This window comes from Siccirubricoccus sp. G192 (assembly GCF_019084075.1).
GTDB lineage: Bacteria > Pseudomonadota > Alphaproteobacteria > Acetobacterales > Acetobacteraceae > G192.
The window spans coordinates 271,194-296,988 of sequence record NZ_JAHREN010000002.1 but is presented as its reverse complement, the minus strand read 5'-3'; the positions used below and the strand labels follow the sequence as shown (position 1 = coordinate 296,988).

Sequence of the window (25,795 nt, the reverse complement as noted above, 5' to 3'; positions counted from 1 at the left end):
ATGGCGCACGACCCGCAGATGCCCTCGCGGCAGGAGCGGCGTAAGGTGAGCGTCGAGTCGACCTCGTTCTTGATGGTGATCAAAGCGTCCAGCACCATTGGCCCGCAGGTGTCGAGATCGACCTCGTAGGTGTCGGTGCGTGGGCTGGTCCCGTCGTCGGGGTTCCAGCGGTAGATACGGAACGCGCGCACGCGCCTTGTGCCGGCGGGCGCGGCGAAGGTCTTGCCTGGCTTGATGCGGTTGTTCGCGGGCAGTCTGAAAGCGACCATGTGCATATTGGCCCCTGTGTTGGCGCCTCGGTGAACCATCTCCTCAGCGGAACACCGAAACCCGTCGGTCGGTGTCAAAGCCCCAGGCGTAGCGCCGAGACGACGCAGAGCAAGGCGGCGACGATGCAGACGCCGCGGCTGAGCAGCAGCATCGCGATGCGGAGGACGTCGCTGCGCACGTAGTCGTCAATGACCACGCGCAGCCCCTGCTCCATGTGCCAGAAAGTGGCGACGACCATGCACAGGATGAGGACCAGCGGCACCGGCGCGTGCAGCCAGGCAAACACGTCGGCCCGGGTCGCGCCTTCGAGGCTGATGACCGAGACGATGAACCACAGGGTCAGCGGCACCAGCGCGATCGAGGTCAGACGCTCCGCCCACCACGTTCCGGACCCGGAGTGGGCCGAGCCGAGGCCGCGCACGCGCTTGAGCTGAGAGCGCAGGACATCGACGTGAATGGCTCTATCCGGGAGGTCAGGGTTGCTTGGCATCACCACACCACGAAGCCGATGATCCAGACGATCAGCGTGGCGATCACGGTCACGCCGATGACACCCCAGCCGGTGATGCGATAGATACGGTTCTCGTGGCCTGGGCGCACAGGTTCCTGTTGGGCCAGTGTGCCGAACCCCCAGCCCGCGTCCCATGCTAGGTGGCGGATGCCCAGGAATAGGTGCAGCAGCAGCGCCGCCGCCCAGCCCATCAGCAGGGAAGACGCCGAAGCCCGACCCGAGGAAGCCTTGCACCATAGCGAAGGCGCTGTCGGAAACCGCTGCGGCGGCGAGCCACCACGTCACGAGAAGCGCGCCCACCGACAACCCGATGCCGGTAGCCCGGTGGGCGATTGACAGCGCCATGCTGACCGGCCAGCGATAGTTTTGCAGATGGGGCGACAACGGCCGGGCGACCAGCGTGCCGTCGCTCCTGCGCGCCAGCATCAGCGTGTCACGGATATCCTTCACGGGTGTCTCGCCTCCGTGGTCCAATCAAGGAACGCGGCGCGCCGAGCCGCTGCGCTTCCTTGAAGAACTGTCGCTTGGAAAGCTCGTGAGTTCAGTAGCTCCAACGAATACCACTGAAGGGGACTTCGGAAAGTGACACACGCGGCACCAGGGCGGGGTGGTGGGTTTCCTTCACCAGGCCACCGCCGCGTTCTCGCTTCGTTCCGCTACGCTACAGAACCACGCATTCCGTTAGGTCCGGCCCGGTCAGTGCGCCGGCCGCTCTCGACCTCGACGTAGACCGTCGCCAGCAGGCGGTCGCCGGGCTGTAGGAAGGCCCGGATGGCCGCTTCCTGGGCCTCCAGGCCAAGCCCGCTGCGGCCTCGGTGGTTTGGTGCTTTATTGTAACGAAACGCCTCCTCCGCCTTTCGTGTCAAGGCACGTCAGCGAGCATTGGCAAGCAATGTCACGCGGCGCTTTGGGCGCCCGGGCTTGGTCCGGATCTGGGGCATGGCCCTATCGAGCCACCTTCTCCACCTCGAGATCTTCAAGCAACGTGTTCGGGTTGCCCGCGACCGTCCGGCGCACCCCCGTCGGGGTCGCCGGTCAGCGCCGCCAGCACCTCGGCCGGGGTGACGCGGTTGCCCGCGACCGTCCGGCGCACCTCCGTGGCGGGGTCGCCGGCCAGCGCCGCCAGCACCTCGGCCGAGATGGCGGGGTTGCCTGCGACCGTCCGGCGCACCTCCTTGGCGGGGTCTTTGGCCAGCGCCGCCAGCACCTCGGCCGGGGTGACGCGGTTGCCCGCGACCGTCCGGCGCACCTCCGTGGCGGGGTCGCCGGCCAGCGCTGCTAGTGCCTCGGCCGAGATGGCGGGGTTGCGCGTGACCGTCCGGCGCACCTCCGTGGCGGGGTCGCCAGCCAGCGCCACCAGCGCCTCAGCCGAGATGGCGGGGTTGCCCGCGACCGTCCGGCGCACCTCCTTGGCGGGGTCTTTGGCCAGCGCTGCTAGTGCCTCGGCCGGGGCCGCGGGGTTGCCCGCGACCGACCCGCGCACCTCCTTGGCGGGGTCTTTGGCCAGCGCCGCCAACACCTCAGCCGAGATAGCGGGGTTGCGCGCGACCGTCCGGCGCACCCACTCGTCGGGGTCTCTGGCCAGCGCCGCCAGTGCCTCAGCCGGGGCCGCGGGGTTGCCCGCGACCATCCTGTCAAACGACATCAGGAACCCAGCCAGCGGCGACATCGAAAACCCAGCCACCCCGGTCATTCGGATGACCCGGCCGGAGCCGGTGCGACGTTGGATTTGAGTAGCCCGGACCGCCGCTTCTCCCGCAAGCGGTAGCTGTCGCCACGAATGGTCAGCACGTGGCTGTGGCTTTGCTACTGGAATGTTGGCCCAGGCGTGCTGCTAGATTTTGGCCCACCTGCCGTCCCCCAACCTACGGTCTCCCTGGGTGACCCGGGGGGCCTGGAGTGGATTGGAAAGCCAAGGTGGATTTGTTCGAGCAGCTTCGCCGGGAGCATGAGTTCGGCATCGGGACGGTGGCGGGTGTGGCGGCGAAGTTTGGGGTGCACCGCCGGATGGTGCGACAGGCATTGGCCAGCGCACTGCCCCCGGCGCGGTACTACCCGCAGCGCGCCAAGCCCAAGCTGGATGCGGTCGCGTCCTTCATCGACCGGGTTCTGGAGGAGGATCTGCGGGCGCCGCGCAAGCAGCGGCATACGGCGCGGCGTCTGCATCGGCGGCTGCTGAAGGAGTTTCCGGGCACCGCGTTGGCCGAGTCGACGGTGCGCAACCACGTGCGGGAGCGCAAGCGGGCGATGGGCCTGGTGCGGCGCGAGACCTTCGTGCCGCAGAGCTACGGCCCGGGCCAGGAGGCGCAGGTGGACTGGTACGAGGCCTGGGCCGACCTCGGCGGCGAGCGGACCCGGGTGCAGGTCTTCGCCATGCGCTCGATGGCGAGCGGCGCGGCGTTCCACCGGGCCTACCTGCACGCGACGCAGCAGGCGTTCCTCGAGGCACATGAGGGGGCCTTCGGCTACTTCGGCGGGGTGTTCCGGCTGCTGCGCTACGACAACCTGGCAAGCGCGGTGCGTAAGATCCTGCGCGGGCACCGGCGGGAGGAGACGGCGCGGTTCGTGGCGTTCCGCTCGCATTGGCGGTTCGCGGCCGAGTTCTGCACCCCCGGCGAAGGCCATGAGAAGGGCGGCATCGAGGGCGAGGTCGGCTATTTCCGCCGCAACCACCTGGTCCCGGTGCCGGAGGTGGCCGACCTCGACGCGCTGAACGCGCTGCTGCTGGCGGCCTGCCGCGCGGACGAGGCACGGGTCCTGGACGGGCGCAGTGAGGCGGTCGGCGTGGCGATGGCGGCGGAGCGCGGCCACCTGCTGCGTCCCGCAGACGAGGGTTTCGACCTGGCCGAGGTGACGTTCCCGCTGGTGGACAAGCAGGGCTGCGTCACGGTCAAGACCAACGCCTATTCGGTGCCTGCCCGGGCGGGCACGCGGGTGGAGGCGCGGGTGCACCCGCTGCATGTCGAGATCTGGCATGGCGGACGGCGGATCGCCCGCCACGAGCGTTGCCACAGCCGCCGCCAGCAGGTGCTGGATCTCGAGCACTACCTGGATGTGCTGGGCCACAAGCCAGGGGCGCTCGCCGGGTCCAGGCCGCTGGAGCAGTGGCGCCGGGCCGGGCGCTGGCCGGCCTGCCATGACGTGCTCTGGGATCGGCTGCGGGCCCGGCACGTAAGCAGAACGGCACCCGCGCCATGGTGGCAGTGCTGATGCTGGGTAGGAGTTCGGCGAGGAGCGGCTGCGGGCGGCGATCGCCACGGCGGTGTCGCTCGGCGCCTGCGACGTCGCGGCGGTGCGCTATCTGCTGGGCGAGGCGGCGTTGCACAAGGCCCGGCCCACGCCGGTCGATATCGGCGAACTGGCCCGCTACGACCGGCCGATGCCCAGTGTCGCCGATTACGACACGCTGCTCCTCTCCGGCCCCTGCGCCGGGAGGGCGTGATGAGCGACCTGCAGGACCAGGCCATCCGGCAGCACTGCAAGGCGCTGCGCATGCCGACCATCGGTGGGCAGTTCAGCCGCCTGGCGGAGACCGCCATCCGGGAGAAGCAGTCCCATCTCGGCTATCTTGAAGCCCTGCTGGCGGCCGAGATGGAGGAGCGCGAGAGCCGGGCGATCACGCGTCTGCTGCACGACGCCCGGCTGCCGCGGATGAAGACGCTCGAGGCATTCGAGTTCGACCGCTCTGGCGTCCCGCCCGCCCAGCTGCGCGGGCTGGCCGAGGGCGAATACATCGCCAAGGCGGAGCCGGTGCTGCTGATCGGCGAAGCGGGCACGGGCAAGACCCATCTGGCGACCGGGCTGTGCGTGGCGGCCCGCCGTCAGCGGCGGCGGGTGCGGTTCACCACGGCGACCGGGCTGATCAACGAACTGGCCGAGGCGGCGCATGCCAACCAGCTGGAGCCGCGCGCTCGGCCGCTGGGAGCGGCTTGACCTGGATCTGCATCGACGAGCTGGACTACGTGCCGCTCGCGGAGACCGCCTGCGAGTTGATGTTCCAGGTGATCGCCGACCGGGCCGAGAAGGCGGCGGTGATCGTGACCACCAACCTGCCGTTCTCCGAATAGCCGCAGGTCATCCCGAACCCGCGGCTGTGCAAGGGCCCTGATCGATCGCCTGACCGACCGAGCGCACATCATCACCACGGGCACGGATTCCTACCGGTTCCGCCGCACCACGGCACAGCGCAAGCCCGCCAAGCCATGAGGAGGACACCAGAACAGCGACTGACCGTCCCGGCCGGGCCGCGGCCCGGCCAGGACGGTCAGAAGCGGTAGGTGGGCCAGAATTCGTCAGCACCGGTGGGCCAAATCCCACTAGACACAGCCAGCCTGGCGCGAGTTCTGACAGAACCCCTGCCTTTATAATCCGAATCTCTCGGAGCTATCGGATGGTCCGGTCTCCGTGAGACCCGGCGCAGCACCAGGGACAGGTCCTCGATGGCATAGGGTTTCTGCAGCAATCTGAAACCGCTACGGCCCTTCTCAGCGAGGACGTGGCTATAGCCGGAGGTCAGAATCACGGCCAATCTGGTGGTGGCGCTGCCGTATCAGCTTTCCCAGTTCGACCCCACTCATGCCGGGCATGACCACGTCCGAGAAAACGATGTCGAAGTGACCGCTCCAACAATGCCAGGGCCTCGTCGGCACTGGCAGCCCAGGTTGTCTCGTAGCCGAGGTCCTGCAGGAGCTGGGTCGAGAACCTGCCCACCTCGACATTGTCTTCGACCAGAGCACCCGCAGCCCGCCGCCGGGGTCGCCCTGTATCTTACCGACCGCTCCGGCTTGCGGTGCCGCCTCGCCTTCAACCTCGCGGCAGGTAGAGGGTGAAAGTGGTGCCGCGCCCGACCTCGCTTTCGACCCCTACATCCCCGCCGCTCTGCTTTGCAAAGCCGTATACCTGAGACAGTCCAAGGCCTGTACCCTTGCCGACGTCCTTCGTCGTGAAGAACGGCTCGAAGATGTGCGCAAGCTTCTCGGTCGCGATGCCGGATCCGGTGTCGGAGAGTGATACGGCGACGAACGTGCCCGTGCGGCCCTCCTGGGCCCCTACCCTCGGAATCCCCGGCGAACTCTCGACTCTTACCCGGAGCGTTCCCTCACCGTTCATTGCGTCGCGCGCATTCACGGCCATGTTGGCGAGAGCCGTATCGAACTGCGTAACGTCGGCCTCCGTGAGACAGCGCCCAGTGTCGATCTGCGTCACTATTCGGATGCGCGACCCAAGGATCGTGCGCAGCATGTCGCCGAGGGCCTGCACGCGCTCGGGCACGTCGAAGACCTCGGGCTTGAGAACCTGCCGGCGGGCAAAGGCGAGGAGCTGACCCGTGAGCTTGGCGGCCCGGTCCACCGTGTCGGAGATGGCATCAACGTACCGGCGGCGCCGCTCCTCGGCGAGGTCCGGCTGGCGCAGCAAGTCGGTGGACGACTTGATGATCGTGAGCAGGTTATTGAAGTCGTGCGCTACTCCACCTGTGAGCTGTCCGATGGCCTCCATCTTCTGGCTCTGGCGGAGTGCCTCCTGGGCGGCCTCGAGTTCGGCCTGACGCGCCCTCTCGTCCGTAACATCACGACCGACCGCCTGGATGAGGTCGGCGTCAGGAACCGCGATCCAGGAAAGCCAGCGGTAGCTTCCGTCGCGCGCTCGGTAGCGGTTCTCGAACCGGAGGATGGTGGCGCCCTGCCCGAGCTTGCCTATCTCGGCGAGCATCGAAGCCCTGTCCTCGGGGTGGACAAGGCCCATTAGGTTGCTGCCGACAAGTTCGGCCTCAGCCCAACCGAGCAAGCTCGTCCAGGCCGGGTTCACTGCGTTGACCGTACCGTCGAAGCGCGCGACGAGCATGATGTCGGTCGACAGCCGCCACAACCGGTTGCGGTCCGCCGTACGCTCCGAGACACGTACCTCCAGTTCTTCGTTCAGGTTGCGCAGCAACGTTTCGGTGCGCTTGGCGTCGGTGATGTCGTAAATCACACCGCTGAAGCGCAGTTCGGAAGTCTCTGTGTCGCGGAGAAACTCACCGCGCCGCATCAGCCAGCGTCGCTCGCCGGTGTCGGGCCGTATGATGCAGAACTCCGCCTGACTGACCTGTCCGATTTCCGCTTCGGTCGTCGCGCCAATGATCGACCCACCCTCCGGCTTCACCACCGAGTTGACCGTCCGCAGCGGCAGGTCCGCCGCCGGCTGCAGGCCCAGGAGCTGACAGAACTGCGCCGACACCGAGACCGTGCCGAAGCCGCTGACATACTCAAAAGTGCCTATGCCGCCTGCAGTCTGCGCGATCCGCAGCCGCTCCGCGGCGCGCTTCTGGTCGGTGATGTCCACCATCGTGCCGACGAAGCGGGCCGCCTCCGCATCCCCATGGCGGCGGCCGCGGCCATGGACCCAGCGGGTCGTCCCGTCCGGCAGGACGACGCGGTATTCCTTCGAAAAGACCTCGGCCCCGCGCAGGATCCCCCTACGGCCAGCCGGATGCGCGCCTCTTCCCCAGGATGGATGATGGAGAAGAAGGTCGCCGGCGCAACACCGCGGACCGCCTCACCCCGCCCTACTGTCAGAGGGCGGCGAAGCGCGTATCCCCATAGATCCGCCGCTCCGCGATGTGCCAGTCCCAAGACGCCATCACGCCTACGGTGGAGAGGGTCGCTCGCAGATGGTCGGTCACCTCATCCAGTGCCCGCTGGTGCACGTGGAGGGCGGTCTGGACCCCGGGCGCCCGCACCGCCGTGACGTCCGCCTGGGTGCCAAGGAAGAAGGCCGGCCGCCCCGCGTCGCCAGGGACCGGAACGACGACCAGCTTGTTCCAGAAGGCGGTACCGTCCTTCCGATGGTTCAGTAAGTCCGCCTCGACGAGGCGTCCCTCGCGCAGCGTCGCTGCGATGGTGGCGATGGTGGCCCGGTCTGTCCCGGGACCCTGCAACAGCCGACAGTTACGGCCGATCACGTCCTCCGGCGCGTAGCCGGTGAGCCTTGTAAAAGCGGCGTTGACGAAGACGACGGGATTGTGGTGCTGCCGCGCATCGGTCACGACTAGGGACAGGCCCGAGCGCGCCATCGCGTCGAAGAGCGGCCCGGCAAGCTGCTGAAGCTCGGCCGGCGGCGCTGCGTTGGGTGCCCTGTCCCCAAAATCGCTCACGGTTGGTCGCTACGCCTCATCCTGCATCACCCGGTCAATAAAGTCGCCCACCAGACGTTTCAGTGCGTCGAGTGAGCGAAGGTCCATCACCATCGCGATATAGCCGCGGATGCTCCGCTCTCGCACGGAGAAGTTGATATAGAGGAACAGCACCGGCCCCTTCGTCCGCCGCCGTATCCCCGTTCGCGAGCAAGCCCCGGCCGTCAGTCCGCAGCACCTGGGGCAGCGACATGGTAAGGGAGCGCTCCAGCATGTTCGCCATCGTGGCGAGGCAGCTGTTGAGGATCACGTTGCCCGTCTCGGCCAGCGCCCTCCTGCTCCATCGCCGCCGCATCCTCGTCGTCCGGCAACGCCTCGCCCAGCACGGCACGCACCAGTTCCAGGCCATTGGCCTGGGGGAAGATCAACAAGGCGCGTCCCTGGAACGCACCGGAGAAGTCCTGCCGTACCGCTACCAGGTCCTCGCCCTCTCTCCTCCTGGATCAGCGCGATGGCCCGGTGGTGGTCAATGATCTCCACGGAAGGAACCGACAGCAAGACCTCCCCGCCGACCATCTTACGCAGGCTGGCCGCCGCTCGGCTCACGCCGATGTTCACCAGCTCCGTGAGAGCATCGCGCTCCAGCTCGTTCAGCAGCGCCTCGGGCGGGGTCACTGTGCAGCCGCACGTAGCCGTAGGGCAGCCCCGGAGACGAAACCGCGCAGACCCTCCTCCGTCACCGGTTTGGCAACGAAGGTCGCGTTCACGGCGCGGGCGCGGGCGATGATCTCGTCCTGCACGTTCGCCGTGATGATGGCCAGCGGCATGGTCGGGTGCAGCGCACGCAGCTCCGCCGCGAGGGTCAGCCCGTCCTTTCCCGGCATATTGTAGTCGAGCAAGGCGACATCTATCCCGCCCGACCCGACCCGCGCCAGTGCCTCCTCGGCGTTGCCCGCCTCAGCGCGCTCCCAGCCCGGCTCCAGGGCGCCGACGGCCTTCCCCGCCACGATCCGGGCGAGCTTGCTGTCGTCAACAATCAGCACCGTGATGGCCATGCCTGAACTCCAAACTCCAAGAGGAAGGCGCTGGCTTCGGAGGCCTGCCCAACCCCAGCAACAGTTCGGCCCAGTCTAGCCCGGTGGCTTCGCCGCCAAAAGCGGCAGCAGCCACCGAGCCGTGAACGGGTCGCGTGCAGGCCCCGACAGGGGCGGCCGCAGTGCCAGCAGCACCTGCACGATTGCCGCGTGCAGGGGGCCCGCCCCGCTCAGGTCAACGACCCGCCCTGGCCCACCCTGCAGGGCGGCGAGCAGGGGCTCGGTGTCTTCCACCCGACACTCGCCCTCCAGACAGATAACCGGGCCATCCAGCCGCACGCTCATCCGACCAACCCCGGCAGGTCCAGCACCATCAGCACCCGTCCATCCCCCAGCAGTGCCGTACCGAGCAGCCCGGGTATCCCGGCCAGGAGCCCGGACAGTGGCCGCAGCAACACGTCGACCTGCCCCACGAAGCTGTCCACTTCCACCCCGGCCCGCCCAGCACCGGAACCGATGACCAGCACCCGCGCGTTACCCTCGCGCGCCGTCTCCGGCAGGTTCAGCAGCGAGGACAGGCGGAGCAGCGGCACCGTCCGGCCGCGGAACACGAAGGCCTCTCCATCGCGAAGGGGAAGAATGCAGTCCGCTGGGATGCGCGCTGTCTCTGCCACACCCTCGACCGGCACGCCGAACACGTCCCCTCCTAGCCGGACCATCAAGACGGCCGTGACGCAGGCGCCCTGCGGCAACAACAGGCGGATGGTCGAGCCCGCGCCAGGCTGGCTCGCCAGAGAGACGCGCCCTCCCAATCCCTCCACGGCCGCGCGCACCGCGTCCATGCCCACCCCGCGCCCCGACAGGGCCGTGACGGTGGCGGCCGTCGAGAAGCCGGGCTGGAACACCAGCTGCACCGCCGCCGCATCGTCCAGCGCGTCGAGCGCCGCGTCTGGCATCAGGCGCCGCTCCCGCGCGACCCGGCGGACCCGCGCGGGATCAATGCCGCGCCCGTCATCCGTCACCTCCACGGCGATCTCGTCGCCTTCGCGCCGCGCCTCCAGGGTGACGCGGCCGGTCGCCGGCTTGCCCGCGGCGGCCCGTGCCGCCGGGTTCTCGATCCCGTGGTCTACCGCGTTGCGCAGCAGGTGCAGCAGCGGGTCGAACAGCCCGTCCACGATCGCCTTGTCAGCTTCCGTTGCCTCCCCCTAATGTCCAGCGCGACGGTCTTCCCCAGCCCGGCCGCTGCCTCCCGCACCAGCCGCGGTAGCCGACGGAAGGTGCGGGCCAGCGGCACCATGCGCACGCCCATCACCGTGCGGTGCATTGTCTCCGCCAGCCGCTCGATGCCGGCTTGGCTCTCGGCCAGAGCCCGGGCCAGCCGCGGATCCGTCTCCCCTGCCTGTGCGACGAGATGAGCGAGGCCGTTCTTCGCGACGATCAGCTCACCTACCAGATCCACCAGCGCGTCTACCCGCGCCGCATCCACCCGTAGGCTGCGCGACGCGGCGCTCGTCGTCCCGGCGCCCGGTACCGGCACCTCCGGCGCGGGTCGATCCGGCAGCGGGATCGCTACAACATCCACTTGGTCCGCGACTAAGCGGAAGACCTGCCGGACCTCCACCTCCGCCGCCGTGCTCAGCAACTCGATGACGAGATTGCAGGTGAAGGGATCGGGCCCTTCCTCCGGCCAAGGCGCGCGGAGCAGGACGCGCAACCCTGTCAGTTCCGGCACCGCACGGACGAGCGCCATCGGGTCGTCTCCGAGGAAGAAGCAGTCGGGCACCGGAACGTAACGCAGCGCCGTCACGCCCTTCCCGCTTGCCTGCGCCGCCGCAAGAGCTTCCGCTTCGGCCGCCATCAGCCCCGGCAACCATTCGGCCCTCGTGGCCCAGGGTGCCGCCGGGGGCACCGTCGCGCACGGCACCGCATCGCCATCCAGGGCCGCGCGTAGCGCCCCTCCAGCGCCCGCCCGTGCTGCGGCGCATCCTCGGGCAGGCCGCCCGTCCGCGCGATCTCCTCGATCCACCCTCGCTCGCGCCGATGAGGTCGAGCAAGGCGTCCATCACGTTCTGTCCGGCCGCCCGCCGCCCGTCGCGCACCGCATCCAGCAGGTCCTCCGCCGCGTGCAGCGCGCGCTCCATCGGGACGAGGTCGAACAGCGCCACCGATCCCTTCAGCGTGTGCACCGCCCGGAAGGCTCCGTCGAGCCGCGCCGCATCCCCCGGATGGCGCTCCAGCGCCAGCAGGTCGTCGGTCGCCTGCTGGATCAGCTCCCGACCTTCTAGGAGAAACTGATCCAGCAGTTCGCTCATGCGCCCACCGGGCGTTGATACACGATCGCGTTCTCAAAGCGCCGCGCAATGAAGCGCTCGGAGATCCGCGCCATGGACTCTGAATGGCCGAGGCAGAGGAAGCCGCCCGGGTTCAGTGCCGCGAAGAGGTGGCGCGAGGCCGCTTGACGGGCGGCCTCGTCGAAGTAGATCAGCACGTTGCGGCAGAACACGACGTCGAAGCGACCTTGCGCCGCCATGCTGTCCGCGTCCACGAGGTTGGCGAGGGTGAAGCGCACGGACTCCCGCAGGTCCCGGATGATCTGCCGCCGGTGACCATGCGGCGGCTCGAAGTAGCGCTCGACCACGCCGGGCGGCAGACGCGAGAGGGCCCGCTTACCGTAGCGCCCCTCCAGCGCCGCGGCTAGGACCTCCGTGTCGAGGTCGGAGCCGACGATCTCGATGTTGTAGGCGTCGACTAGCGCCCAGTTCTCCAGCAGCCAGATGGCGATGGAATAGGGCTCCTCCCCCGTGGAGCATGGCATGGACCAGAGGCGCACGAGGTCGCCCGGCCCGCGCGCCGCCACGATCTCCGGCAGGAGGGAGCGGCCGAGGCACTGAAGCTGGTGCTCCTCACGGTAGAAGTAAGTCTCGTTCACCGTGACGCTGTTGATCAGCCGCTCGGCCTCCGCCGGGTTGACCCGCAGCAGCGCCATGTAGGCGAGGAAGGACGGGGCGCTGCTCCGCTCCATCCCCATCGCCAGCCGCCGCTCGATGTAGGTCCGCTTGCTCTCGCCGTAGGACAGGCCACTACGGCGGTAGATGAAATCGCAGAGGCGCCGCAGCTCCTCCGCGCTCGGCGGCTCGGCGGGAAAGGCGCCCGGTCCACTCATCCAGCCCAGCCCGTCAGCGTGCCGGCGATGGCGTCCAGCGGCAGCACGGCCTCTGCCCCGCCCAGCCGTACCAGCTCACCCGGCATCCCCCAGACCACGGCGGTCTCCTCAGCTTCGGCGATCGTCCGCCCACCCCCCGCCCGCAGCCGCGCCATCGCGGCGGCGCCGTCGCTCCCCATCCCCGTCATCAGCACGCCGACGAGGCGCTCGGCCGACAGGTGCTGCAACGCGCTCGTGACGAGACGGTCCACGCTCGGGTGCCAGCGATGCTCTGGCAGGGCAGGGGCCGCCATCGCCACCAGCCCGCCGGGACGCAGCGACAGGATCAAGTCGGCATTCCCGCGCCCGATATGGACCTGCCCTGGTACGACCGGCACGGGCCGCGTGACCTCCACAACTGTCAGCGCACAGAGCTTGTCCAGCCGCCGTGCCAGCGGCCCGGTGAAAGCCGCGGGCATGTGCTGCGCGACGAGGATCGGCCAGGGGAAATCGGCCGGCAGCGGCCCAAGCAGCGCGTCCAGCGCCGGCGGCCCACCTGTGGAGCAGCCGACGAGTACCACTCGGTCCACCAGCCCGGCCGCGCGCGGCGCGGGGTCCCGGCGCGTCGCCCGGGGTGCTGGTGACGGGGTCGGCGACGCCGACAATCCGGCGCGCAGGCGCACGCGCTCCCGCAACCGATGGCTCGGCCGCAGCCGGGCCGCGGCCGCCGCCCGCACCTTCTCGACCAGCAGTGGCCCCAGCTCATCTATCGCGAGCGACACCGCCCCGCCCGGCTTCGGGACGAAGTCCACAGCGCCCAGCTCCAGCGCCTTCAGCGTCTCCCGCGCCCCCGCCTCCGTGACGGAGGAGACCATGACCACCGGGAGCGGCCGCTCCAGCATGATGCGGTCGAGGCAGGCCAGCCCGTCCATCCGCGGCATCTGCACGTCGAGCGTCATCACGTCCGGCCGGCATTCAGCCAGCATCGCCATCGCCTCGTCGCCGTCGCGCGCGACGGCGACCTCGAAGTCGCCCTCCGCCCGGAACACCTCGCCCAGCAGGCGCCGCATCAGGGCGGAATCGTCCACGATGAGAAGCCGGATCACGGGGCGGGGTCGGCCCCCGTTCCGCCCGCGCCGTCCGAGGCGATGGCGGATAGCAGGTCCCGCTCCGCCGCATCCAGCAAGATTTTCGGGTTGATTAGCAGGATGATGCGCCCGTCCCGCTCCACCGTCGCGACGCGGTCGAACATAGCAGCCTCGCAGGCCGCCAGCGTAGGGGCCGGGGTCAGCTCCGTGGTCGGGACGGAGAGGATCTCGGTGACTGCATCCACCGCGAGCCCCGCGCGCAACCCCTCGATCGTCAGCACGACGACGCGGCCGTGGCCCTCCTCCGCCGCTCCCCCCCGCGGCGAAACGTCGGCGCTGGTCAATCACCGGGATGACCGCGCCGCGGAGGTTCATCACGCCGTCCACGAAGGCAGGCGCGCGAGGAACCCGCGTCAGGCTCTCCGGCCGCCGCGCCACCTCGTCCACCGCGGTGATTGGCAGGCCGTAATGCTCGTCGCCCAACCGGAACACCACGAAACGCTCAACCGCCTCGGACCCGCCCTCGGCATCGGTCATCGCGCCCGTCTCCCTACCGGCGTCGGCCAGGAGCTGCAACGCCGTCTCGTCGTTGAAGAGCCGCGCCGGGGCGAGGATGGAGACGAGCCGCCGTCCTCCCCTCCAATCGGCCAATGGCCTCCACCCGCGCCTCGCCCGCGCCCCGCGTGAGGACTGGCGGGACGGGATCAATGGCAGCCTCGGGCAGACGCAGGATCGCCGTCATACAGTCCACCACCAGTCCGACAAGGGCCGGGCCCAGCCGCGCCACGACGATCCGTGCCCGCGCGCGGGCGGCCTCGGCCACAGAGATCCCGAGCAGCGCGTGGGGTGAGACGAGTGGCAGCAGTCCGCCGCGGTATGCCGTGACCCCAAGCATCGCCTGACCGGTACGCGGCACCGCCGCCACCTCCGCGGGCAGACGCATCACAGCCGCGACCTTGTCCAGCGGTAGGGCGTACTCCTGTCCGGCGAGGAGGAAAGCGATGAGGGCGAGTTCCTCCAAAATCGCCTGCGGCGCGACGGCTCCCGGTCCGACGATCGCGGATGCTCGCCCGCGCGCGCCGGTGCCGCGGCGCGCTGAGGTGCCGAAGGCCCGCGCCAGCAGCGCGTCCGGATCCACCGTACGGACACTCCCGCCTCCGAGGGCGGAGACGGAATCCACCAGCAACCCGACCGGCACCTCCCCCTCCATCACCACGACCCGCGTGGCGCCCGACGGCGCAGCAGTTTCCCGCCCCATCAGCGCGGCGAGGGACACCACCGGCAGCGCCGCCCCCCGCATGTTCGCCAGCCCGAGCAGGGCCGCCGGCGCGTGCGGCACGCGCGTAACGGGCCGCGGCCGCAGCACCTCCCGCACCATGCCGGCGGGCAGAGCGAGGACTTCGCCCGCTACCGTGACCGTCAGGGAACGACCCTCCGCGGCCGTCCACGCCACTGGCGTCACGGGATCACCCCCCGTCCGAAGCTCGTCGGCGAGGTTCGCGATCTCCTCGATGGCGGCGGCCAGTTCCTCCACGCTCTTCGCCTGCTCCCGGGCGGCGGCAGAGGCTTGGGTCGCGGCGCCGCTCGCCTCCTCGGCCGCGGCGGCGATCGCCTGCGTGCCGGCCGAGATCTCCCGTACCGCGTCGAGCACCGTCGCGGCACTCGCCACGATCTCGTCCGCGCCCGCGCGCAGCGTCGCCAGTTCCGTCTCCGCCGTCACGAGCTGCCCGGCGAGACTGGCGATCCGGGCAACCTCCCCAAGCGAGGCCGCCGACATGGAATCGAGGTCGCGGCGGACCACCTCCACATGATCGTGGATATCACGGACCACGTCCTTCATCCGGTCCGCGTTACCGGCGGCATCGCGCGCAAGGTCGCGGATGTCAGAGGAGACCACCGCGAAGCCGCGCCCGGACTCGCCGGCCCGCGCCGCCTCCACCGATCCGCTGACCGCAAGCATGTTCGTCTGCACGGCGACGAGGGCGATGGCGTCCACGATCTTCTCGATCCGCCGCCGGGCGGCCTCCAGCGAAGCGACGAGCGCGGCAACCGCTTCCGCCTCCCGCAGCGCCTCCTCCAGGCTGCGGCCTAGACCCTCGGCTGCCGTGCGCCCTTCGCCGACGCGCGGCGCCAGGGCCTCCAGCTTCTGCACCGCCCCGGCCGCGGCACCGCGGGTCGAGACGGCCGCCCGTTCGATCTGGGCCATGGCGGCGGAGGATTTCTGCGTGGCGGCCGCCTGCGCTTGCGCGCCGCGGGCGATCTGGCCGAGTGCCGTCATGATCTGCCCCGCGGAGCCCGACATCTCCTGCACCGTCGCCGACAACTCCTCAGCGGCCGAGGCCACCTCCTCCGCCCGGGAAGCGCCTGTCCGGTCGGACTGCAAGTCCTCGGCCAGCGCCGCGAGGGCCTGCGCTGCCTGCTGACTTCCCTCCAGCGCCGTCGTCTGCTGCTCCACCGCCTGCTGCGCCTCCGCGGTCGCGGCGGACTGCTCCTCGGCAGCGCTGGCCACGGCCTCAGCGCCGCGCTGCGCCTCGCGACTGCCGGCCTCGGCCTCCACTGCCGCCTGGAGGATCGCCTCTGCCCCCTCCGCGATAGTAGCCATCTCCGCGCGAACGGCGTCGAGCATCGCGGCAGCGGCGCGTCCATTCCGTGCCTCCCCGCCCGCTGCCTCGGCTGCGACGCGGATGCGCGCTGCGATCCCGCGTACCTCGTCGCGGATCGCAGTGACGAGGCCGTGCACCTCCCGAGCGCTCGCCTCGGACTTCTCCGCCAGGGCGCGCACTTCCTCCGCTACCACCGCGAAGCCGCGCCCATGCTCGCCGGCACGGGCCGCTTCGATGGCCGCGTTGAGCGCGAGGAGGTTCGTTTGGTCCGAGATGTCGCCGACCGCGCCCGTGATTTCCCCGATGCTGCCCGCCAGAGTCTCCAGCGTCGTGACGATCTCCACCGAGCGCAGTTGGCGTGCAGCGCGACTCTCGGTGAATGCGGCTGAGGCACTGATTCCCGCACCCGCCTCCGTCAGCAGCATCCGCAGCGCCTCGGTCACGCGCCGCGCCGCCTCAGCCTGGTTCCGAGCTTGACCGAAGGCCGCCCCGAGCCCGTCAATGGCGCCCTGGCTCTCCTGCGTGGCACCCGCCGCCTCTTCCGCGGCGGAGGCGATCTGCTCTAAGGCGCGCCGCAACTCCTCGACAGCCGCTGAGGCCTCAGCGACGCCCGCAGCCAGTTCCTCCGATGCAACACCGATGCGTTCGGCCGCTTGCTGCCGGCGAATCCGGGACCGGTCCGACGAGCGACGGGCAAACGACGGCGCCACGGGCGCGGCGGCCGGCACCTCCTCGCGACCAGCCGTGGGGCGCTGGTCACCCCTGGCCAGTTCGGATGTCTTCACCAGCGCCATGAAACCTCCAGAGGGATGGCTGCGTCGTGCCAACCTGCTGAACATACCATCCGAACTTGGGCAGGCCCATAGAGCCCCGTGCGTATCTCTAAGTAGGTAGCCAAAAGTTTTCGACCAGTCTGATCTTGCTGGCACACTGGCTGGCATGCGTGGACATGCAAAGCGTGAGGTGCAGCGGTTTTTCCGGCCGATCGGCGCCGCCTTGAGCGTGTGTTATCGGTGGCGCGCGAGGCACGGTTGTACCGCCGGGTCGAGGCGGTGCTGCTGGTCGCTGAAGGACAGCCCATCAGTGAGGTGGCCCGGCACGTGCGCGCCACACGGTTCAGTGTTCGCGGGTGGCTCGAACGCTACCTGGCGGCCCATGATGCCGCCGCCCTGGCGGACCGCCCGCGCCCCGGGCGACCGCACTCGGCCCCGCGGCTCACTCCGTGCCGCCTGGCGGCGGCCTTGGCACGCGACCCGCGCGGCTGCGGCTATCAGGCGACGAGTTGGACGGTGCCTCTGCTCAGGCAGTATCTGCACCGACGTCACGGCATCACGGTCGGCGCCCGAACGCTGCGCCGCCGCCTGCATGAGGCGAACTACCGCTGGAAGCGGCCCCGCTACGTCTACGTCGGACGGGCAGTACATCTGGCCCAGAAAAAAGGGGAATAATCCGGCGCCTGCGCGCTGGCTGGCGCGCCGGCGACGTGCTGCTGTGCTGCGACTGGACCTTGCTGCGGCTGTTTCCCCCGCTGCGCGCGGCCTGGGCTCTCAAGGGCACGCAGGCCACCGTGCCGATCACCGGCGCGAACGCCAAGCGAGTGCTGTTCGGCGCGATCGACCTGCGGACCGCGCACCGGGTCGTGCTCGTCCGTCCGCGTGCCGGCGCTGCCGATGCGCAGGTCTTCTTGCGCGAGGTGCGACGCCGCTACCGCGCCGCCGGCACGATTTGGCTCCTGGCCGACCGGGCCAGCGCACACACCGCCGCGCGCACCCAGATGCTGGCCGCGGCGCTTGGCATCCGGTTCCTTTGGCTGCCCAAGCAGGCTCCGGAACTGAACGCCATGGACCAACTCTGGCGCGAACTGAAGCGGCTCATCGCCGCCAATCGGCAGGCCACCTCGGTGAATGCTCTGGCCAGCGATGCCGCAGACTGGGTGCTGGGACTGACACCCCAGCAGGCGTGCCGCAAGGCCGGGATGGCTTCAAAGCACTTCTGGCTCAGGAACCTGATAGAAGACTTTTGGCCACCTACTTAGCAGAAAGAGGATCACGTCCGTCGACATGGTGGAAAAGGCGGATGGGCTAAGACGCTATGGATCAGACGGCCCTGGGTGGAAGCTGCAGGGTATCGCTGGTCGATGGCGGGGGTGAGCATCCTGCCCATAGCCTCGACGCCCACGTGGCGGTGCTGCAGCTGCCATTCGTCGTTGGCCTCGAGCAGCACGGCGCCGATCAACCGCAGGACCGACGCCTCGGAGGGGCAGTGTTGCAGGGATCGGCGGAAGGGTTTTGTCAGCTCTCGGGCCAAACCTGCCGTCACGAGTTGGATGACAGGTTCCGTCTACGCCGCATCGAGGACGGCGAGCACAGCGGTGGCACGACGGACGTGAAGCCGGCGGCGGCGGTTGGCGGGGACGTGCTGGTTGTGGCGGATCTGCAGGCGGAGAAAGTTGCGGAGTTCGTCATGGCTTCGGCAGAAACGCTCGGCGGAGGCGAAGCTCTTGAAACCGCGCATACATCGTATGCGGCCTTTCACGCCGCGATGATCTTGTTCCATCCTGCGGCGGCGCATGCACCGGGACGGGGTGGTCAAGCTGGCGGCGGGGGTGCCGGGCTGCGTGGTGGCGATGGAGGCCTGCGGGGGGGGGCACATTTCCTCGACCGAAGGTTGCGGGACCTCGGCCACCAGTTCCGGCTGATGTCGCCCGAATACGTGCGATCCTACGTGAAGGCGCAGAAAAACGACGACCGGGACGCCGAGGCGATCGCCGAGGCCGCGACCCAGCCGACGATGCGCTTCGTGGAGCTCAAGAGCGAAGCCCAGCTCGGCATGCAGAGCCTGCACCGCGCCCGCGACCGGCTGGTGAGCGAGAGGACGGCGCTGATCAACCGGCTGCGCGCCTTCCTGCTGGAGCGCGGCGTCATAGTGCCCCAGGGACGGCGCAAGCTGGAGCTGTCCCTTGAGATCCTGCTGAGCGCGGAGGAAGTCTCGCTCAGCCCGCGGACTCGGCTGCTGGTCGAGGACATGCGGGCGGAGTGGCGCGAGCTGGACCGCCGCATCCTGGCGTTCGACGAGGAGTTCGCGCTGCAGGCCCGCACGGACGAGGCCGCCCGGCTGCTGACCACGATCCCCGGCATAGGGCCGCTGAACGCGACGGCGCTGGTCGCCGCGATCGGCAGGGCCGAGACCTTCGGCCGTGGAAGGGACCTGGCCGCATGGCTGGGGCTTGTGCCGAAGCAGATGACGACGGGCGGCAAGCCGAGGCTGCTCGGGATCAGCAAGCGGGGCAACGTGTATCTGCGCAAGATGCTGATCCACGGCGCGCGAGCGGCCCTGCCGGCGCTGTCCAGGCGCGAGACGCCGCTCGGCGGCTGGCTGCGAGGCCTGCTTGCGCGGGCGCACGTGAACACTGTGGTGGTGGCGCTCGCGGCCAAGCTGGCGCGGATCGTCCGCGCGGTGCTCCGCTGCGGGCGGGGGTTCGAGACGAGGGCCACGGCGGTGTCGTAGCGCACGGAATCGGCCGTTCGCGCTCACCCGGCGCGGGCGGCTGACGAGGTCTGCGGGCGGTGGAAGCGAGATGGCCTGACGATCGACCGGCGTTCCGAAATCCTGTTACAAAAACTGGCGCTCGACGCCGTCGTTGTTATGAGGACCGGGACGTGCGGATCTCCATCTTGGCCGGGGCTGGGCCCTGAGACCGGATAGGTTGGCGTAGACTCGTCGAACCGGGTCGCGGAAGCGCTTGCAGACGGGGCGCGCCATAGGTTCTTGTAGGCGCCGGTGCGATGGACAACCCGCTGGCCGAGTGTCGATCGGATTGCCCGGGGGTAGGAGCCGTGCCCGTCCGTGGTCACTTGGTCGGGGACTCGGCCGGTGGCCGATTTCGCCGAGCGGAAGAAGGCCTGGGCCGCCGCCATGTCGCGGTGCTCGCTCACCATGGTGTCGACGAGGTTGCCGTCGTGGTCGATGGCTCGATACAGATAGGCCCATTGTCCGCCGACTTTCAGATATGTCTCGTCGACGTGCCATTGGCGTCCGCGGGCACCGCCCCGGCTATGGCGCCGCCGGCGGAACTTGTCGGCCAGAGCGGGCGCGAGCTTCGCCTCCCACTCGCGGACGACCTCGTGGCTGAATGCGATCCCGCGGACGAGGAACATCTCGCTGAGGTCGCGCAGGGTGAGGCGGTAGCGCAGCCGCCATAGCACCACCAGCGCGATGACGTCCGAAGGGTGGTGGGTGTGGTTCAGCAACCCGCCGCTGCGCTCGTTGAACTCCTTCCCGCACTCGCGGCAGCGGAACCGGCGGTAGCCCCGGGCCGTGCGCTCCGGCCGCTCCATCACGGCGGCGGAGCCGCAAGCCACACGGTCCATCGCCGAGTCCCGCTACGCCGAGACCGGAGCCTACCAGCCCTACCCTGGCCGGCCAAACGGGTCGCCCAGCGCGAGTCCCTACAGAACCGGTTCCTCGGGTGAAGGCTAGGCCTCCTCAGGGGCAGATGCCGAATCGTCCGAACTCATCCAGGACGATATCCCCGCAATGGGGTGCCCCAAAAAGTAGAACCCCGGAGGCCGTAGCCCCCAGGGGTGCCGCTGGTGAACCAGCGACGCGGATGTGAGTGATTTAGTGAGGGTCGTGACTGCACTCAAGACCAATCTGCTCGTGACGGGTCAGCCGTCCGGGAGCGTTGCACGGCCGTCGCAGGGAGGGGCTACCGCTCCTCGGAGCCGCCTCTGTGGCTTCACTCCGCCTCCTCCTCGCCCCGCCGGGAGACCCCCAAGGCCCAGCACGAGGGCGACCCGCCACCCGACCCCGAGCGTTCCTCCGAGGATGGTCAGCGCCAGCGCGGCGCCCTGCCCCAGCTGCAACCCGAACATGGCCCCGGCCCTCACGGCAATCCACGGGGCATGGTGGGCCGGGAGTATGCACGGGGGAGCCCCTACCGCCTCGTGGCGAGCCATCCGCTCCGCCACGGTGAAGGCCCCCTGGTAGGCGAGCCACTTCCCCCCTCGCCCGGTGCCCATCCAGGCACCCCGCCAGAGACGGGTGGCCAGCCTCTCGCGCAAGACCACGTAGAGCGGCGCGAACTCGCTGCGGTCGCGGTTGCCCCGCCGCATGACTCCCCGGCGCCTCACGGCATGTACCCCATCGAGCCGTCCCCGAACCTCCGCCGAGCCTCCTCGACGGTTTCCCAGCCTTTCACGGGGACACCCCGCTGGTGCGCTGCCCGGCTGCGGTCGAACAACCGGGCCCGCGCCACGCCATCGTGTGGGTGCAGGACGTGCACCGCGACCAGCGGCACCTCGCCGCGGTCGACGTATCGGTCCAGCGCGAGGCGGACCGTCCGCTCCTGGCAACCGTAGGATCGAGCGATCTCGGCGAAGCTGTCGCCCGCCTTCCGGCCGACGATGAATTCGGCGCAGGGAGGTGCGGTGCGGCGGTGGCGGCGGTAGGGTCTGGCGTTCCTCATGCCGGGAGGCTGAGGCCGCGGGACGCAAGCGAGAGGACCGTCCGAGTCGCGCCGGGCGGCCGGGTGATTTGGTGAGCCGCGGGGAACGGCGGCCCACAGGTCCCGCCGGTTATCCCGAGTGAAGCGGTGATGAGCCGTGCGCCTTTTGGTGAGGACGGCCACGGCGAATCAATAACTTGCTTTGGTTATACCGAGTGATTTGGCGTGCAAACTAATAGTTACTTCAAATATCCCTTCCCTAGTAACTGCCTCACCAAATCACCCGGCGACGAAGCCCACGGAAACAGGCATGTTCGGCGCCATGAAAGTGCGTTGAGCAGGCCACGAAGATGGGGACGGTCCACAAGCTGCTGACGGAGAAAGGCAAGGCCGGGGCAATTGCAGGCCGGGACCGTCGAGCGCGACATCATCGAGACCGCCGCCCGCTACATGCAGGACGAGGAAAGCGGCCTCGGCTTCGTCTACTCCGGCTGGACCCAATGCGCCCTTCCCCATCGCAGGCTCAAAGACGACGAGCCGTGGACTGTGGCCTCGGAGAGGGTCCGCCTGGTTGTTCAGCCGGGCCTACGCCCGATCGGCGACGACGGGCAGCTTGAGAGCGTCGGCGTCCCGTTCGGGGCGCATGCCCGACTCATTCTCCTGTTCCTGCAAACGGAAGCCCTCAGGACCGGCAGCCGCGAGGTTGAGCTGGGCGGCTCCTTGCGGCAGTGGATGGCCCGCCTGGGCATCCAGCCAGGCGGGAGCGCCTTCCGCTCCGTGAAAGAGCAGGCCGAGCGGATTTCCCGCTGCCGGCTGTCCTTCCACATCTCGGGCGCCGGACGTACCAGCGCCCTGGTGAACCAGAGCGTCGTGGACAAGGCGCTCTTCATCGAGGAGTCTGACGACTACCGCCAGGGCCGCCTCAGCCTGGAAATCGCCAAGCTCTCCGAGGGCTACTTCGAGCAGCTGAAGAAGCACCCCGTCCCGCTCGAGGAGGCCGCCATCAAGTCGTTGGCTAACAACTCGGCAGCGATGGACGCTTACATCTGGCTCGCTTACCGCCTGCACTCGTTGAAGGGCGACACGCTGGTGACGTGGAAGGCGCTGAAGGCGCAGTTCGGCACCAACTACAAGGAACTCTACCACTTCAAGTCGAAGTGGCCGAAGGCACTGGACCTGGCGCTGGCCGTGTATCCCGACGCCAAGGTCGAGGTCGGCGAGATCGGGGTGCTGCTGAAGCCGAGCCGTCCGCCTGTGGCGCCGCGCCTGCTTACCATTCGCCAAGGATAAGCGGGCTCACCAAATCACCCGGCGACTCGCGGCATCGGCACGAGTCGCGCTCTGTCCGGTGCTCACCAAATCACCCACCCATTAAGCACTGACGCCAAGGACTTGCCGGGGGCCAAGCTCACCAAAACACCCATTCTTCGGGGGTCACCTCGGGCGGTGGACCGCGAGCATCACGGACGTCATCACCGCGTCGTCCCCGGCCTTCCCGCGAACCACCGCCCAGGCGATGAGGAACCCAGCGAACGGCAGGGCGGGCAAGATCAGATCGTGCATCTCGGCCTCCGGCGGCCCGGAGCCCCGAGCGCCCACGCCGGGTCCATGAAACCTTGAGGAGTCACCGCCCAGGTAGCCGGTCCCCGTATGAGCCAGCCACCGAGACAGCCGCCGACACCCCCACCCCGCCCAATCCTCCGCACCGAGGCGGACGCCCTCGCCTTCGTTTTGGCCGACTGGATCGACGGCAACGGCATCTACCTCGCGGACGGCCCTGTCCCCGAGTTGCCCGTGGTGGGGATGGACAGCATCGCCGCGCTAGTTGTCGTTGCTATGGAGGTTGTCCCTCCGGGGCTGGGCTGGAAAGCTGTGGTTGCGAGGCCAGCAACCCCCAACCTGGAGCCCCGGATGGAGGCGCATGAGAATGCCTGGACGACGCCGCATACCCATCAGGGCCGCTGGTGCTTCGGCAAGACGCCGATGCAGACTTTCCTCGACAGCGCTAATCTCGCGCGCGAAAAACAGAACCCGGCAAAGGCCGCGTAGCCGAGCCAGCCAACAGTTTCGATCCGGCGGACACCCACCACGCCAGATCGACCAACTGTCAGATCAAGTCGCTACTTCTACACCCAGACCAGGATCCCGATCCGATCCGCTCGCTTCGAGCAGAACACCACCATCGCACCTGAAAATAGGTTCAATGAGGCGCCTAGCATCTCCGGCCGCCATGTGAAGATCTGCTGCGGGCAGAGCTGCCGGCGCCGGGCCACCCTCCCTGGCGCTCAGACCGCTCTATGCGGCCTCCTGAGCGTGGCCCTCAATGATGGTGGGCTCTCTTTCGGTCTCGGATCCCCCCGCTGAGGGCATGTAGCTCCGCCTGGATCTGCGCCATCTCATGCGACAGAGCCTTCGCCCTGGACAGAAGCCACGCAATGCGCTGGGCCCGCCGCTCCTGCTCGGGCGTGCCCTGCTGGGATCCGGCCTTGATCTTATTAAGGAACTCGGTCAGCTCCCGCCTGGATACGTCGGGCCGAACCACCTTTGCTTCATGTGCCCGCCGGAGAGCGCCATCGTCCAGCAGTACCAGCTTATAGGCGTTGGTGTAGCTGCGGGGTAGATCGTCCTCCGCAATCCGCCGCTGTTCGACCGCCTGGGCGACCATCCGCAACTGGTAGGCCACGCTGCGGCCGAACGGCAGTTGGTTGGCAACCATTGACTCGAACTCGCCGTGGGGAAGACCTTCCTTGGCCTGCACCAGGTAGCGCCCGATCGTCAGGAATTTGGCCTGGGCTTCCTCCCACAGCTTCCCGATCTCGGACACGAAATCCGCGGTGCCGTGGCATTCCTTGACGTGGTTGCTTAGGAGGCGCTGACGTTTGGCCTCTTGATGTTCGGGCAGAATGCCGCCGGGTTCCTTCCGACGACGCGCGCTCTCAGGCAGCCGAAATCCAGTCATCGCGCTGCCCCTTCAAGAGCAAGTTGCTGTTTCACGAAATCCCATACGCAACCGAGGTCTTCAGCTGCGCGGCTCTTGCGCAGCTCGCAAACGCCTACCCCGTGGTCGTGGGTGCTTTCGATGTCGTCTAACTGCCGCACATCCACTGGGCACAGCAGACCCGCCCCATTCAGCCGGGCCTTGGCCTTGGAGTAGCGCGTGTGGGTCCGCTGGACCTTGTTTAGCAGGAAGGCGCTGTTGGCCCGCTCGCGACGCAGGAAGCCCATCCACTCCACGACGCTGTCGATGTCCGTGGTGCCCTGCGTGGTCGGCACCAGCACAAAGTCGGATTTCTCCACGAGCAGACGGGTAGAGTCTGGGTGGTCATCCAGCCCAGGCGGCGTATCCACGATGACTAGGTCCACATCTTCTAGGGCGCCGATCTCGGCGATTGCCCTCTTGGCGTCGCTCATCGTCCCTTCCCACAGGATGAGGGGCGGTGCCGCAGGCGGCCGGCGCTCATACCAGCGCGTCAAGCTGCCCTGCCGGTCCAGGTCTACGACGACCACCTTCAGTCCTGCATGGACGGCATAGACGGCCAAATTCAGTGAGGTGGAGGTCTTGCCGGAACCCCCCTTCCCGCTTGCGACGAGTAGCCACTTGGCGGTCCTATGAGGCTCCGTTGGCGGCTCGTCCTCAGCAATGCTCTTTGTCGACCTCGATCGGGTCAACACCCCTGCTTTTGCCATTCGCCCCCCCGCGACCTGGACACTTGCAATCTGTATCGCAGGTCTCGGCAACAAAGCAGCAGAAATGAGCGGCGCAGGCCGAAGGAAATGTGTGGCGCGCTACACCTTTGGCATAGAAGCCACACTCACTGCCCCTCGCCGCAGCCGACCTCTCATGGCAGAAGGGATATACAGACAGATAAAAGGCGACCAACTTTGAGGATGTGCCCAGCTCGTCGGCGAAGCAAGGCGCGGGGCTGAGGCCGCAAGGAAATGGGCTCTGCAAACTGTTGCGTGTGGCGTGGCGCAGCCCGCGCACTTGGGCGGCCAAGACACCGGAGCGGTCGAACTCGAACGCCTCAAGCGTCTTCATCCGCGGCAGCCGAGCGTCGTGCAGCAGACGCGTGATCGCCCGGCTCTCGCGCTCCTCCATCTCGGCCGCCAGCAGGGCTTCAAGATAGCCAAGGTAGGACTGCTTCTCCCGGATGGCGGTCTCCGCCAGGCGGCTGAACTGCCCACCGATGGTCGGCATGCGCAGCGCCTTGCAGTGCTGCCGGATGGCCTGGTCCTGCAGGTCGCTCATCACGCCCTCCCGGCGCAGGGGCCGGAGAGGAGCAGCGTGTCGTAGTCGGCAACGCTGGGCATCGGCCGGTCGTAGTGGGTCAGTTCGCCGATATCGACCGGCGCGGGCCGGGCCTTGTGCAACGCCGCCTCGCCCAGCAGATAGCGCACCGCCGCGACGTCGCATGCGCCGAGCGACACGGCGGAGGCGATCGCCGCCCGCAGCCGCTCCTCGCCGAACTCCCTACCCAGCATCAGCACCGCCACCATGGCGCGGGTGCCGTTCTGCTTGCCGTGCCGGACCCGCAGCCGATCCCAGAGCACGTCATGGGAGGCAGGCCAGCGCCCGGCTTGGCTTTACGT

The 25,795-nt window shown here is 68.8% G+C and carries 32 protein-coding genes and 7 pseudogenes; 10 read left to right on the top strand and 29 right to left on the bottom strand.

Annotated elements, in window-relative coordinates; translation table 11 throughout:
• From KSF81_RS27985 to KSF81_RS32600, 6 genes and pseudogenes are all read right to left on the bottom strand, one after another.
• The coding region (locus KSF81_RS27985) for a 2Fe-2S iron-sulfur cluster-binding protein (RefSeq protein WP_254454320.1) at positions 1-269 on the bottom strand (269 nt) is incomplete at its 3' end.
• A gap of 74 nt (positions 270-343) precedes the next feature.
• Positions 344-760 carry a succinate dehydrogenase, hydrophobic membrane anchor protein gene (sdhD, locus tag KSF81_RS27980; RefSeq protein WP_217382120.1) on the bottom strand — a complete coding sequence of 139 codons (417 nt, stop codon included), beginning with the start codon at positions 758-760 and terminating at the stop codon, positions 344-346.
• Positions 760-972 (bottom strand): hypothetical protein, encoded by a 213-nt coding sequence (locus KSF81_RS30800; RefSeq protein WP_254454362.1) that lies wholly within the window; start codon positions 970-972, stop codon positions 760-762. The genes sdhD and KSF81_RS30800 overlap by 1 nt, the downstream gene beginning before the upstream one ends.
• A gap of 73 nt (positions 973-1,045) precedes the next feature.
• Positions 1,046-1,126, bottom strand: a pseudogene (locus tag KSF81_RS30795) (succinate dehydrogenase, cytochrome b556 subunit); the annotation flags it as partial.
• Positions 1,127-1,757: 631 nt separating this feature from the next.
• Positions 1,758-2,426, bottom strand: a complete 669-nt coding sequence (locus KSF81_RS27970) for a hypothetical protein (protein WP_217382115.1) — start codon at positions 2,424-2,426, stop codon at positions 1,758-1,760.
• A gap of 44 nt (positions 2,427-2,470) precedes the next feature.
• Positions 2,471-2,581 (bottom strand): annotated as a pseudogene (locus KSF81_RS32600) (ATP-binding protein); the annotation flags it as partial.
• Between the two features lie 117 nt (positions 2,582-2,698).
• Here KSF81_RS32600 and istA point away from each other — a divergent pair.
• The 4 genes from istA (at position 2,699) to KSF81_RS27950 (ending at position 4,848) form a co-directional block, all read left to right on the top strand.
• Entirely contained in the window at positions 2,699-3,991 is a 1,293-nt protein-coding gene (gene istA / locus KSF81_RS27965) for an IS21 family transposase (RefSeq protein ID WP_217382114.1), read from the top strand.
• A gap of 82 nt (positions 3,992-4,073) precedes the next feature.
• Positions 4,074-4,223 carry a hypothetical protein gene (locus tag KSF81_RS27960; protein ID WP_217382113.1) on the top strand — a complete coding sequence of 50 codons (150 nt, stop codon included), beginning with the start codon at positions 4,074-4,076 and terminating at the stop codon, positions 4,221-4,223.
• The gene (locus KSF81_RS27955; RefSeq protein WP_217382112.1) at positions 4,223-4,714 is read left to right on the top strand and encodes an ATP-binding protein; all 492 of its coding nucleotides are present in this window, start codon (positions 4,223-4,225) and stop codon (positions 4,712-4,714) included. Before KSF81_RS27960 ends, KSF81_RS27955 begins: the two co-directional genes overlap by 1 nt.
• Positions 4,711-4,848 carry an ATP-binding protein gene (locus KSF81_RS27950; RefSeq protein ID WP_217382111.1) on the top strand — a complete coding sequence of 46 codons (138 nt, stop codon included), beginning with the start codon at positions 4,711-4,713 and terminating at the stop codon, positions 4,846-4,848. Before KSF81_RS27955 ends, KSF81_RS27950 begins: the two co-directional genes overlap by 4 nt.
• Positions 4,849-5,584: 736 nt before the next feature.
• Here the strand turns inward: KSF81_RS27950 and KSF81_RS27945 are convergent.
• From KSF81_RS27945 to KSF81_RS30790, 3 genes are all read right to left on the bottom strand, one after another.
• Positions 5,585-7,105, bottom strand: coding sequence for a PAS domain-containing sensor histidine kinase (locus KSF81_RS27945; protein ID WP_217382110.1), 1,521 nt, complete (start codon positions 7,103-7,105; stop codon positions 5,585-5,587).
• Positions 7,106-7,331: 226 nt separating this feature from the next.
• Positions 7,332-7,913 (bottom strand): PAS domain-containing protein, encoded by a 582-nt coding sequence (locus KSF81_RS27940; protein WP_217382109.1) that lies wholly within the window; start codon positions 7,911-7,913, stop codon positions 7,332-7,334.
• Between the two features lie 9 nt (positions 7,914-7,922).
• A complete protein-coding gene (locus tag KSF81_RS30790) occupies positions 7,923-8,066 on the bottom strand; it encodes a hypothetical protein (protein WP_254454319.1) in 144 nt (47 codons plus the stop codon).
• Positions 8,067-8,164: 98 nt separating this feature from the next.
• Here KSF81_RS30790 and KSF81_RS30785 point away from each other — a divergent pair, with 98 nt between their 5' ends.
• Positions 8,165-8,425 carry a hypothetical protein gene (locus tag KSF81_RS30785; RefSeq protein ID WP_254454318.1) on the top strand — a complete coding sequence of 87 codons (261 nt, stop codon included), beginning with the start codon at positions 8,165-8,167 and terminating at the stop codon, positions 8,423-8,425.
• Positions 8,426-8,563: 138 nt separating this feature from the next.
• Here KSF81_RS30785 and KSF81_RS27930 read toward each other — a convergent pair whose 3' ends face one another.
• The 11 genes and pseudogenes from KSF81_RS27930 to KSF81_RS32640 form a co-directional block, all read right to left on the bottom strand.
• Complete coding sequence (locus KSF81_RS27930) at positions 8,564-8,947, bottom strand: response regulator (RefSeq protein ID WP_217381936.1); 384 nt, start codon at positions 8,945-8,947, stop codon at positions 8,564-8,566.
• Between the two features lie 75 nt (positions 8,948-9,022).
• The gene (locus KSF81_RS27925) at positions 9,023-9,271 is read right to left on the bottom strand and encodes a hypothetical protein (RefSeq protein ID WP_217381935.1); all 249 of its coding nucleotides are present in this window, start codon (positions 9,269-9,271) and stop codon (positions 9,023-9,025) included.
• Positions 9,268-10,101, bottom strand: coding sequence for a chemotaxis protein CheA (locus KSF81_RS27920; protein ID WP_217381934.1), 834 nt, complete (start codon positions 10,099-10,101; stop codon positions 9,268-9,270). Before KSF81_RS27920 ends, KSF81_RS27925 begins: the two co-directional genes overlap by 4 nt.
• On the bottom strand, positions 10,053-10,784 hold the full coding sequence (locus tag KSF81_RS30780; RefSeq protein ID WP_254454317.1) for a hypothetical protein: 732 nt from the start codon (positions 10,782-10,784) through the stop codon (positions 10,053-10,055). Before KSF81_RS30780 ends, KSF81_RS27920 begins: the two co-directional genes overlap by 49 nt.
• Positions 10,785-10,971: 187 nt before the next feature.
• A pseudogene (locus tag KSF81_RS32595) lies at positions 10,972-11,238 on the bottom strand (Hpt domain-containing protein); the annotation flags it as partial.
• Positions 11,235-12,089 (bottom strand): protein-glutamate O-methyltransferase CheR, encoded by an 855-nt coding sequence (locus KSF81_RS27905; RefSeq protein ID WP_217381931.1) that lies wholly within the window; start codon positions 12,087-12,089, stop codon positions 11,235-11,237. The pseudogene KSF81_RS32595 and the gene KSF81_RS27905, both read right to left, overlap by 4 nt.
• The gene (gene cheB, locus KSF81_RS30775) at positions 12,086-13,174 is read right to left on the bottom strand and encodes a chemotaxis-specific protein-glutamate methyltransferase CheB (RefSeq protein WP_309139776.1); all 1,089 of its coding nucleotides are present in this window, start codon (positions 13,172-13,174) and stop codon (positions 12,086-12,088) included. The genes KSF81_RS27905 and cheB overlap by 4 nt, the downstream gene beginning before the upstream one ends.
• Entirely contained in the window at positions 13,171-13,500 is a 330-nt protein-coding gene (locus KSF81_RS30770; RefSeq protein ID WP_254454316.1) for a chemotaxis protein CheW, read from the bottom strand. Before KSF81_RS30770 ends, cheB begins: the two co-directional genes overlap by 4 nt.
• 34 nt (positions 13,501-13,534) lie before the next feature.
• Positions 13,535-13,693 (bottom strand): annotated as a pseudogene (locus KSF81_RS32590) (chemotaxis protein CheW); the annotation flags it as partial.
• Positions 13,694-13,706: 13 nt separating this feature from the next.
• On the bottom strand, positions 13,707-15,665 hold the full coding sequence (locus KSF81_RS27895) for a chemotaxis protein CheW (RefSeq protein WP_408906677.1): 1,959 nt from the start codon (positions 15,663-15,665) through the stop codon (positions 13,707-13,709).
• Between the two features lie 36 nt (positions 15,666-15,701).
• Positions 15,702-16,184, bottom strand: a pseudogene (locus KSF81_RS32640) (methyl-accepting chemotaxis protein); the annotation flags it as partial.
• A 588-nt stretch (positions 16,185-16,772) separates the two neighbouring features.
• Between KSF81_RS32640 and KSF81_RS27890 the strand changes: the two are divergent.
• Together KSF81_RS27890 and KSF81_RS27885 are read left to right on the top strand one after the other, a co-directional pair.
• A complete protein-coding gene (locus KSF81_RS27890) occupies positions 16,773-17,207 on the top strand; it encodes a helix-turn-helix domain-containing protein (RefSeq protein WP_217382104.1) in 435 nt (144 codons plus the stop codon).
• Positions 17,208-17,242: 35 nt separating this feature from the next.
• A complete protein-coding gene (locus tag KSF81_RS27885) occupies positions 17,243-17,794 on the top strand; it encodes a transposase (RefSeq protein ID WP_217377317.1) in 552 nt (183 codons plus the stop codon).
• A gap of 61 nt (positions 17,795-17,855) precedes the next feature.
• On the opposite strand, the pseudogene KSF81_RS30765 reads toward KSF81_RS27885, so the two are convergent.
• Together KSF81_RS30765 and KSF81_RS27880 are read right to left on the bottom strand one after the other, a co-directional pair.
• Positions 17,856-18,006, bottom strand: a pseudogene (locus KSF81_RS30765) (IS256 family transposase); the annotation flags it as partial.
• Positions 18,007-18,099: 93 nt separating this feature from the next.
• Complete coding sequence (locus KSF81_RS27880) at positions 18,100-18,273, bottom strand: hypothetical protein (protein WP_217381928.1); 174 nt, start codon at positions 18,271-18,273, stop codon at positions 18,100-18,102.
• 40 nt (positions 18,274-18,313) lie between these two features.
• On the opposite strand from KSF81_RS27880, the pseudogene KSF81_RS27875 reads away from it, so the two are divergent.
• Positions 18,314-19,266, top strand: a pseudogene (locus tag KSF81_RS27875) (IS110 family transposase); the annotation flags it as partial.
• A 23-nt stretch (positions 19,267-19,289) separates the two neighbouring features.
• Here KSF81_RS27875 and KSF81_RS27870 read toward each other — a convergent pair.
• Positions 19,290-20,129: an IS6 family transposase gene (locus KSF81_RS27870; protein WP_217381927.1), complete on the bottom strand. Its 840-nt coding sequence runs from the start codon at positions 20,127-20,129 to the stop codon at positions 19,290-19,292.
• A gap of 758 nt (positions 20,130-20,887) precedes the next feature.
• Positions 20,888-21,226, bottom strand: a complete 339-nt coding sequence (locus KSF81_RS27865) for a helix-turn-helix domain-containing protein (protein ID WP_217381926.1) — start codon at positions 21,224-21,226, stop codon at positions 20,888-20,890.
• A gap of 378 nt (positions 21,227-21,604) precedes the next feature.
• Here KSF81_RS27865 and KSF81_RS27860 point away from each other — a divergent pair, with 378 nt between their 5' ends.
• Positions 21,605-22,495: a replication protein RepA gene (locus KSF81_RS27860; RefSeq protein ID WP_254454315.1), complete on the top strand. Its 891-nt coding sequence runs from the start codon at positions 21,605-21,607 to the stop codon at positions 22,493-22,495.
• A 144-nt stretch (positions 22,496-22,639) separates the two neighbouring features.
• Here KSF81_RS27860 and KSF81_RS31110 read toward each other — a convergent pair whose 3' ends face one another.
• Positions 22,640-22,768 (bottom strand): hypothetical protein, encoded by a 129-nt coding sequence (locus KSF81_RS31110; protein WP_256444384.1) that lies wholly within the window; start codon positions 22,766-22,768, stop codon positions 22,640-22,642.
• Positions 22,769-22,936: 168 nt separating this feature from the next.
• Here KSF81_RS31110 and KSF81_RS27855 point away from each other — a divergent pair, with 168 nt between their 5' ends.
• Positions 22,937-23,254, top strand: coding sequence for a hypothetical protein (locus KSF81_RS27855; RefSeq protein ID WP_217382136.1), 318 nt, complete (start codon positions 22,937-22,939; stop codon positions 23,252-23,254).
• Positions 23,255-23,525: 271 nt separating this feature from the next.
• Here KSF81_RS27855 and KSF81_RS27850 read toward each other — a convergent pair whose 3' ends face one another.
• The 4 genes from KSF81_RS27850 to KSF81_RS27835 are packed head-to-tail and all read right to left on the bottom strand — an operon-like array spanning position 23,526 to position 25,756.
• Complete coding sequence (locus tag KSF81_RS27850) at positions 23,526-24,164, bottom strand: DUF3102 domain-containing protein (RefSeq protein WP_217382103.1); 639 nt, start codon at positions 24,162-24,164, stop codon at positions 23,526-23,528.
• Complete coding sequence (locus KSF81_RS27845; protein WP_217381923.1) at positions 24,161-24,892, bottom strand: ParA family protein; 732 nt, start codon at positions 24,890-24,892, stop codon at positions 24,161-24,163. The genes KSF81_RS27850 and KSF81_RS27845 overlap by 4 nt, the downstream gene beginning before the upstream one ends.
• Complete coding sequence (locus KSF81_RS27840) at positions 24,840-25,454, bottom strand: ATP-binding protein (RefSeq protein WP_217382101.1); 615 nt, start codon at positions 25,452-25,454, stop codon at positions 24,840-24,842. The genes KSF81_RS27845 and KSF81_RS27840 overlap by 53 nt, the downstream gene beginning before the upstream one ends.
• The gene (locus KSF81_RS27835) at positions 25,454-25,756 is read right to left on the bottom strand and encodes a hypothetical protein (RefSeq protein ID WP_217381921.1); all 303 of its coding nucleotides are present in this window, start codon (positions 25,754-25,756) and stop codon (positions 25,454-25,456) included. The genes KSF81_RS27840 and KSF81_RS27835 overlap by 1 nt, the downstream gene beginning before the upstream one ends.
• Positions 25,757-25,795 lie beyond the last annotated feature (39 nt).